At 68.9% G+C, this 6752-nt stretch carries 7 protein-coding genes and 1 pseudogene; 4 read left to right on the forward strand and 4 right to left on the reverse strand.

The features are described 5' to 3' along the window. Positions 1 to 476 (reverse strand): recombinase family protein (locus ACQKIP_RS35875; protein ID WP_427745097.1); only part of this gene is annotated, 476 nt, incomplete at its 3' end. On the opposite strand from ACQKIP_RS35875, the pseudogene ACQKIP_RS35880 reads away from it, so the two are divergent. After that, positions 444 to 1289: pseudogene (locus tag ACQKIP_RS35880) on the forward strand (Tn3 family transposase); the annotation flags it as partial. The gene ACQKIP_RS35875 and the pseudogene ACQKIP_RS35880 overlap by 33 nt on opposite strands. A gap of 8 nt (positions 1290 to 1297) precedes the next feature. Here ACQKIP_RS35880 and ACQKIP_RS35885 read toward each other — a convergent pair. After that, positions 1298 to 1948 (reverse strand): TetR/AcrR family transcriptional regulator, encoded by a 651-nt coding sequence (locus tag ACQKIP_RS35885; protein WP_365864293.1) that lies wholly within the window; start codon positions 1946 to 1948, stop codon positions 1298 to 1300. Positions 1949 to 2036: 88 nt separating this feature from the next. Here ACQKIP_RS35885 and ACQKIP_RS35890 point away from each other — a divergent pair, with 88 nt between their 5' ends. Beyond that, a complete protein-coding gene (locus tag ACQKIP_RS35890) occupies positions 2037 to 3482 on the forward strand; it encodes an MDR family MFS transporter (protein WP_365864292.1) in 1446 nt (481 codons plus the stop codon). A gap of 359 nt (positions 3483 to 3841) precedes the next feature. On the opposite strand, the gene ACQKIP_RS35895 is transcribed toward ACQKIP_RS35890, so the two are convergent. Continuing rightward, positions 3842 to 4552 (reverse strand): TetR/AcrR family transcriptional regulator, encoded by a 711-nt coding sequence (locus ACQKIP_RS35895; protein WP_365864290.1) that lies wholly within the window; start codon positions 4550 to 4552, stop codon positions 3842 to 3844. 155 nt (positions 4553 to 4707) lie between these two features. On the opposite strand from ACQKIP_RS35895, the gene ACQKIP_RS35900 reads away from it, so the two are divergent. Then, positions 4708 to 5736, forward strand: a complete 1029-nt coding sequence (locus ACQKIP_RS35900; RefSeq protein WP_365864289.1) for an NAD(P)-dependent alcohol dehydrogenase — start codon at positions 4708 to 4710, stop codon at positions 5734 to 5736. 79 nt (positions 5737 to 5815) lie between these two features. Then, positions 5816 to 6490 (forward strand): epimerase, encoded by a 675-nt coding sequence (locus ACQKIP_RS35905; RefSeq protein WP_365864287.1) that lies wholly within the window; start codon positions 5816 to 5818, stop codon positions 6488 to 6490. Positions 6491 to 6531: 41 nt separating this feature from the next. Here the strand turns inward: ACQKIP_RS35905 and ACQKIP_RS35910 are convergent. Further along, the coding region (locus tag ACQKIP_RS35910; RefSeq protein WP_427745098.1) for a Tn3 family transposase at positions 6532 to 6752 on the reverse strand (221 nt) is incomplete at its 5' end.

Raw genomic sequence — 6752 nt, forward strand, 5'->3', positions numbered from 1 at the left:
AGGATGTGCTGGTTGCCGCGTACGAGGCGGAACATCTCGGAGATGTGCACGGTGTCGCCCGGCCGCGCGTACGTCAGCAGCTCGCCGAACTTCGGACGCTGGAGGGGGTGGAGGCGGCTGGAGGTGCCCGGGTCCTCCTCGAAGACGACCGGGTCCTCGATCCCGGCCTCGTGAAGGACGAGGTCCTGCCGGGCGGTGGACTGCTGGTCCGGCCTCGGGGAACATCGGTACAGCGGTTGGCGCTGAGATTGATCATGGTCGGTTAGCGCACCAGCTGGGGGCTCCGCTGAGGTTCGCGGAAAGATTGCTGGGCGGGTGCTGGGGCTGGCTACGGTCCGCTCGTGCCGGTGGAGTTTCTGACTGATGAGCAGGCCGAGGCGTACGGGAAGTTCGCCGAGGAGCCGACCCGCCCCGAGTTGGAGCGGTTCTTCTTCTTGGACGACGTCGACCCCGGCACTCCGCGCGACTCCCTGCACATCCTGGACGCCCTGCTGAACCTGGACGGCGGGGTGAAGCCGGAGATGGTGGCGACCGACAACGCCTCGTACTCCGACATGGTGTTCGGTCTGTTCAAGATTCTCGGCTACAACTTCAGCCCGCGGTTCCGCGACCTGGACGACCAGCGGTTCTGGCGGGCCACGATGCCCGGCGTCGAGACCGGAACGTACGGCGCGGTGGAGGATCTGGCCCGCAACCGCGTGAACCTGAACAAGGTGATCACGCACTGGCCGGACATGCTGAAGGTCGCCGGTTCCCTGGTCACCAACCAGGTCCGGGCTTACGACCTGCTGCGCATGTTCGGCCGCGACGGGCGCCCGACTCCGCTCGGGGCGGCGTTCGCGGAGTACGGGCGGATCGCGAAGACCGAGCACCTGTTGCGGGTGGTCGACCCGGTGGACGATACCTACCGGCGCCAGATGAACCGGCAGCTCACCGTGCAGGAGTCTCGCCACAAGCTGGCGAGGGACGTGTGCCACGGCAAGCGCGGCACCATCCACCAGGCGTACCGGGACGGGATGGAGGACCAGCTCGGCGCGCTCGGCCTGGTCCTCAACGCCATCGTGCTGTGGACCACGAAGTACCTCGACGCCGCCGTCGCCCAGCTCCGCGCCGAGGGCCACGAGATCCGGGACGAGGATGTCGCCCGGCTCTCCCCGCTCAAGCACCGCAACCTGAACCTGCTCGGCCGCTACAGCTTCACGGCCAGCGTCCCGGCCACCGGCGCTCTGCGTCCGCTGCGCGACCCGGACGCGGTCGAACTGGATGAGGAGGACGACGGCGTTTCGTGACGAGGTCGTCAGCGTGCGGCGTATGCGCGGATGAACACGTGCACTCCGTCGGCGATGACCTCGCGTACACGGCCGAGGTCGGCGGCGGACGCGGTCGGCTGGTGGTTGTAGGCGCGAAGCATGGTGAGGGCGGCGAAGTGATCGGCCGCCAGGGCCGCGTCGTCCGCGTCGAGGAGTCCTTGGGAAGTGAAGTGCGCGATGCGTTCGGCGAAGGCATCCTCGGGCGTTGCCATGGAGACGGCGGCGTCGGACTCAGGTTCCTCTTGCCGCTGGCGGGCGACGAGAGCGAAGACTGCGGCGTAGTCAGCGGACCCGACCATTGTGGTGCCGATGTCACTCGCGGCGGCCGTCAACGCTGCCTCCAACTGCGCCAGCGTCGTAATCCCTGCGTTGTCAGCCAAGTAGTGCTCCAGCGCACGGCTCACGGAGGCGGCCAGGGACTCGGTGGCGTCCTGGAGGATGGCGAGGAACAGCCGTTGCTTGTCGCCGAAGTGGCTGTAGACCGTCGCCTTCGATACGCCGGCCTGAGCGGCGACGGTGTCCATGCTGACCCGGTCGACGCTGTGCTGCAGGAAGAGGTCGCGAGCAGCGCTCAGGATCGCCGATCGCTTCCGGTCGGAGCTGGCCCGCGCCGGTTTCCTGCTTGTCGTGACACTCATCGACTCTCCATCTTCCTGTCGCCGCCGCTCCACCAGACTATACGGTTCAGTTTTGCCAGAACTGAACTAGACGGTTTAGTTTAGCTGTGTGACTTCCTCCTTGCCTCAGCTCGCGCCGCCGCGTGTGAGCGACCGCCACCTGGCGCTCATCAGCCTCGTCCTCGCGCTCGGGATGTTCATCACGCTTCTCGACACCACGATCGTCAACGTCGCCCTCGATCATCTGCGCACAACGTTCGACGCCACGGTGGCGCAGACCCAGTGGATCGCCACGGGCTACCTACTGGCGTTCGTCTCGGTGATTCCCGCCAGCGGATGGCTCTCGGAACGCTTCGGAGCCCGCACCGCGTGGCTGTTCGCGATCGCCGTCTTCCTCGTCGGCTCCGCGCTGTGCGCCGTCGCCGCCTCCCTGCCCCAACTCGTCGCCTTCCGCGTGCTCCAGGGCATCGGCGGCGGGCTCGTGATGCCCGTCACCATGTCGATGGCGACGCGCGCGGCGGGGCCGGACCGCATCGACCGCGCCACCGTCGCGGTCGCGCTGCCCGGTCTCCTGGGGCCCGTGCTCGGCTCCGTCCTGGGAGGGGCGATCGTGGAGTTCTGGAGCTGGCACTGGCTCTTCTTCGTCAACGTGCCCGTGTGCCTGGCCGCCCTCGTCATGGGGTGGCTGCTGCTGCCCAAGACTCCGGGGCAGCCGGGCCACCGGTTCGACGCTCTCGGGTTCGCTCTCCTCACCCCCGGCGTGGTCGCCATCGCCTACGGCATCAGCGAAGCGGCCGGCCCGGACGGTTTCGGCGCACCTGAAGCCTGGGGACCCTTGGCGTGCGGCATCGGACTGCTGGTCGTGTTCACCATGCGGTCGCTGCGTGCGCCGCGGAGCGCGCTCATCGACGTCCGGGTGTTCACCCGCCGCAGCTTCGGCGTCGGCAGCCTCATCACCTTCATGAGCGGGTTCTCCACCTACGCGCTGGCCTTCCTGCTCCCGCTCTACTACCAGCAGGTACGAGACGAAACGATCCTCCGCACCGGACTGCTTCTCATACCGACCGGCCTGGGCACGATGTGCTTCTTCATCGGGCTGCGCAACCTGGCCAACAGAATCGAGGGACGTCTCGTGGTCGCCGCCGGCGTGACGCTGACCATGCTCGGCACACTCCCCTTCGCCCTCACGGGCACCAGCGGCCCCGGCCTGTGGCTCCTGGCGGGACAGTTCGCCCAGGGGCTCGGCTTCGCGGCGACCACCTTCCCCGTCCTCACACTCGCCCTCGCCGGGCTGAGCTACGAACAGGCCCCGCACGGCAGTTCGGCATTCAGCGTGGTCCAGCGCGTCGGCGCACCCTTCGGCGTCGCTGTCATCGCCGTCATTCTGCAGACCCTGCTCAACGACGCACGCACACCCACAGCCGGGCTCCACGCCTTCACGATCACCTTCTGGTGGACCTTCGGCCTCGCCGCCATCCCCCTCGCCCTCTCAATCCTCCTCCCCGCGAACAGGAACGCACCATCCGAGAACGAGAATGCAACCGCCCCGCACTGACCGGAAACTCCAGATCGTCAACTCGGTGAGGTGATCCACCGGGCGGCTGAGCACGAAGCGGGCCGCCCGCACACCCCACCGTGCCACCCAGAACAACCGCCGAGTTCGACCTGATCTCCACCACCAACGGTCGCGCCTTCATCCCTGACACCGCCCGCGATGCGGTCTCACCAGACGCCCGAACTGGCGTCCATGACGACGGCCTGCCCTCCCCGCCGCGCCGGACAGGCCCCACCTCACTGCCTGTCGCCAAACGATCCTTTGCCGGCAGGCAGAGATGGAGGCGGCGCGGCGGAGGGCCCGATCCGCTTCCGGTGGCTGGACCGAAGGCAGGCCCGGGACGCGGTTTTCGCCGTGGGTTACGCCTGCGCGGGGCGGGCGTCGAGAGGGCCGGGGCCGAGAGGGGCATCCTCGGCGCGGGCGAGGAGCCCGGAAAGGGTGATCTCGGTGGACTGGCGCACGACGTCGGTGAAGTCGGCCTGCAAGCCGGCCAGGGTGGGCTCTGCGGTGTAGGCGTCCAGCAGTGCTTTGGGGGGCTGGTGGTACGGCCAGGCGGCGGCGACGGTCAAGGTGAGCAGGCCGACGAACCGGAAGGCGTCCTGGGTGCCGAGTTCGGGCAGGTGTCGGCGGATCAGGTGCACCAGTGACTGGAAGTGGCGCAGGGTGGCGTGCTTGTGCCGGACGGCGACGTCGGTGGAGACGTTGTGTTCGAGTACGCCTGCCTGGGCGCTGATCAGGTCGCAGAGCACGGGCCGCCCGGTGGCGGACTCGGCCAGAGCCTGTGCGAGACGGTCTCCACGTGCACGCGGGGTGCCCTCGGCGGGCGCGAGGGAGTCTTCCAGGGCGGTGATCCACTGCGTCAGCTCGGCGTCCAGGAGCTGGAGCAGGATGGCCTCGCGTGATTCGAAGTAGCGCAGCACGTTGGCCTTGGCCAGGCCGGTACGGCGGCTCAGTTCGTTCAGGCTCACCTTGCTGACCGGCATCTCGGCGAGCATCGCGGCGGCGGTGTCGAGGATCTGCCGCCGCCGCTGGTCTCGCTGTTCGTCGGTGCGGGCACGTTGGAAGGTCACCCCCACATGTTACAAACCACCGGTACTTTGCGAAAGTACCGGTGGTCCGTTAGCGTGGAGAGCGTTAAGAGACCGGCAGTAACTTACGGTGCCGTCCTTTCGCCGGCGTCGACCGTGTCACCGCGGGTTTCGGACTGCATCTGCGAAGGAGAATCATGCGTACCACCACCGGATGGAAGATCACGGACGGCACCACCGACCTGAAGCGGGTCCCGCTGGAGCGCCGCGACCTGCGTGCGGGCGACATCGCGGTCCGGGTCGACTACTGCGGCGTCTGTCACTCCGACCTGCACGCGGTCCACGCCATGCCCGACACCGTGCCCGGCCACGAGTTCATCGCCACCGTCACCGAGCTGGGCTCCGCCGCCACCCGCTTCACGATCGGCGACCGGGTCGCCGTGGGCACGGTGGTGGACTCGTGCGGCACCTGCCGCAACTGCCTCGCGGGTGAGGAGATCTACTGCACGAACGGCTGGTCGCCCACCTACGGCGGCCCCGACCGCGTCGACGGCCGCCCGCAGCAGGGCGGCTACAGCCGCGAGTACGTCATCAATGAGAAGTACGCCCTGCCGCTCCCCGAAGGACTCGACCCGGCCAAGGCCGCGCCGCTGATGTGCGCCGGCATCACCGTCTGGTCCCCCCTGCGCAAGGCGAACGTCGGCCCCGGCAGCCGCGTCGCTGTCGCCGGCCTTGGCGGCCTGGGCCACCTCGCGGTGAAGTTCGCCGCAGCCCTCGGCGCCGAGGTCACCGTCCTGAGCCGTACCCCCGACAAGGAGAAGGACGCTCGCGCGCTCGGTGCCACCGGCTTCGTGCTCACCACCGACGAGGAGCAGGTCAAGCAGGCGTACGGGAGTTTCGACCTCATCATCGACACCATCGCCGCCACCCACGACCTCGACCCCGAGATCCTGATGCTCGACCTCGACGGCGAGCTCAGCCTGCTCGGCGTCTCCTGGGAGATCTCGGTCAACAACCTGCTGCTGCTCATCGGCCGCAAGCGCCTGTCCTCCTCGGCCACCGGCGGCCTGCCCGCCACCGCCGAGATGCTCGCCTTCGCCGCCGAGCACGGCATCGAGCCCGACGTCGAGATCCTCCCCTCCGCCCGCGTGAAGGAGGCCCTCGACCGCCTGGAGGCCAACGACGTCCGCTACCGCTTCGTCCTCGACCTCGCTGACCTCGACTGACCGGCCCTGCCCGGACCCCGTCCCCCGGGGGAGCCCGAACCGCGGCTCCCCCCGGCATCCCAGCAAGGAGACAGGCAGCATGAAGGTAGTGATCTTCGGCGGAAGCGGGCTGATCGGCGACGGATTCGTCCAGGAGAGCCTGCGCGCCCCGGACGTCACCGACGTGATCACCGTCGGCCGGTCGCCGATGGGCACCCCGCACCCCAAACAGCGCCATGTGGTGCACGACGACTTCCTCGACCTCTCCGCGATCCGCACGGACCTCGACGGCGTCGACGCCTGCTTCTGGGGCCTGGGCGTCTCAGCCGTCGGCATGAGCCCGCACGACTACGAACGCGTCACCTATGACTACACGATGGCCGCCGCCCGCATCCTGGCTGAACTCAACCCCGACCTGACCTTCGCCTATCTCTCCGGCGCCGGCACCGACAGCACCGAGCAAGGCCGCAGCCGCTGGGCCCGCGTCAAAGGCCGCACCGAAAACGCGATCATCAACGCCTTCCCCCACGGCTACGCCCTGCGACCCGCCTTCGTCCTGCCGGCCCACCAACAACGGTCCAAGACCCGCTCCTACCGGTGGGGCACCGCCGCCATCACGCCCCTCGCCCCCCTGATCCGCCGGCTCACGGACGCCGCCATGACCGACACCGCACAGATCGGGCAGGCAGCGCTGCACCTGGCCCGGCACGGGCACCCCCGGCACGTGCTGGAGAACCGCGACATCGTCGCCCTGGCCACTCCTCCCCACCCCTGACACCGCCCGGCAGAACAACTGCCTCAGCCGCCCATCCCGAACTAGGCCAAGCCGTCGCTTTCGTCGTCATCCAGTTCGACCGCGTCCGGGTCGCGCAGCGGACGCAGAGCGCCGGTGGCCGGAACGCTGGCCGTGAAGCTGTAGCGGCCGAGCAGGTTCAGGTTGCGGTGCTTGAGCGGGGACAGCCGGGCGACATCCTCGTCCCGGATCTCGTGGCCCTCGGCGCGGAGCTGGGCGACGGCGGCGTCGAGGTACCTGTCTC

It is taken from the genome of Streptomyces sp. NPDC059900 (assembly GCF_050270335.1).
In the GTDB taxonomy this organism is placed as follows: domain Bacteria; phylum Actinomycetota; class Actinomycetes; order Streptomycetales; family Streptomycetaceae; genus Streptomyces.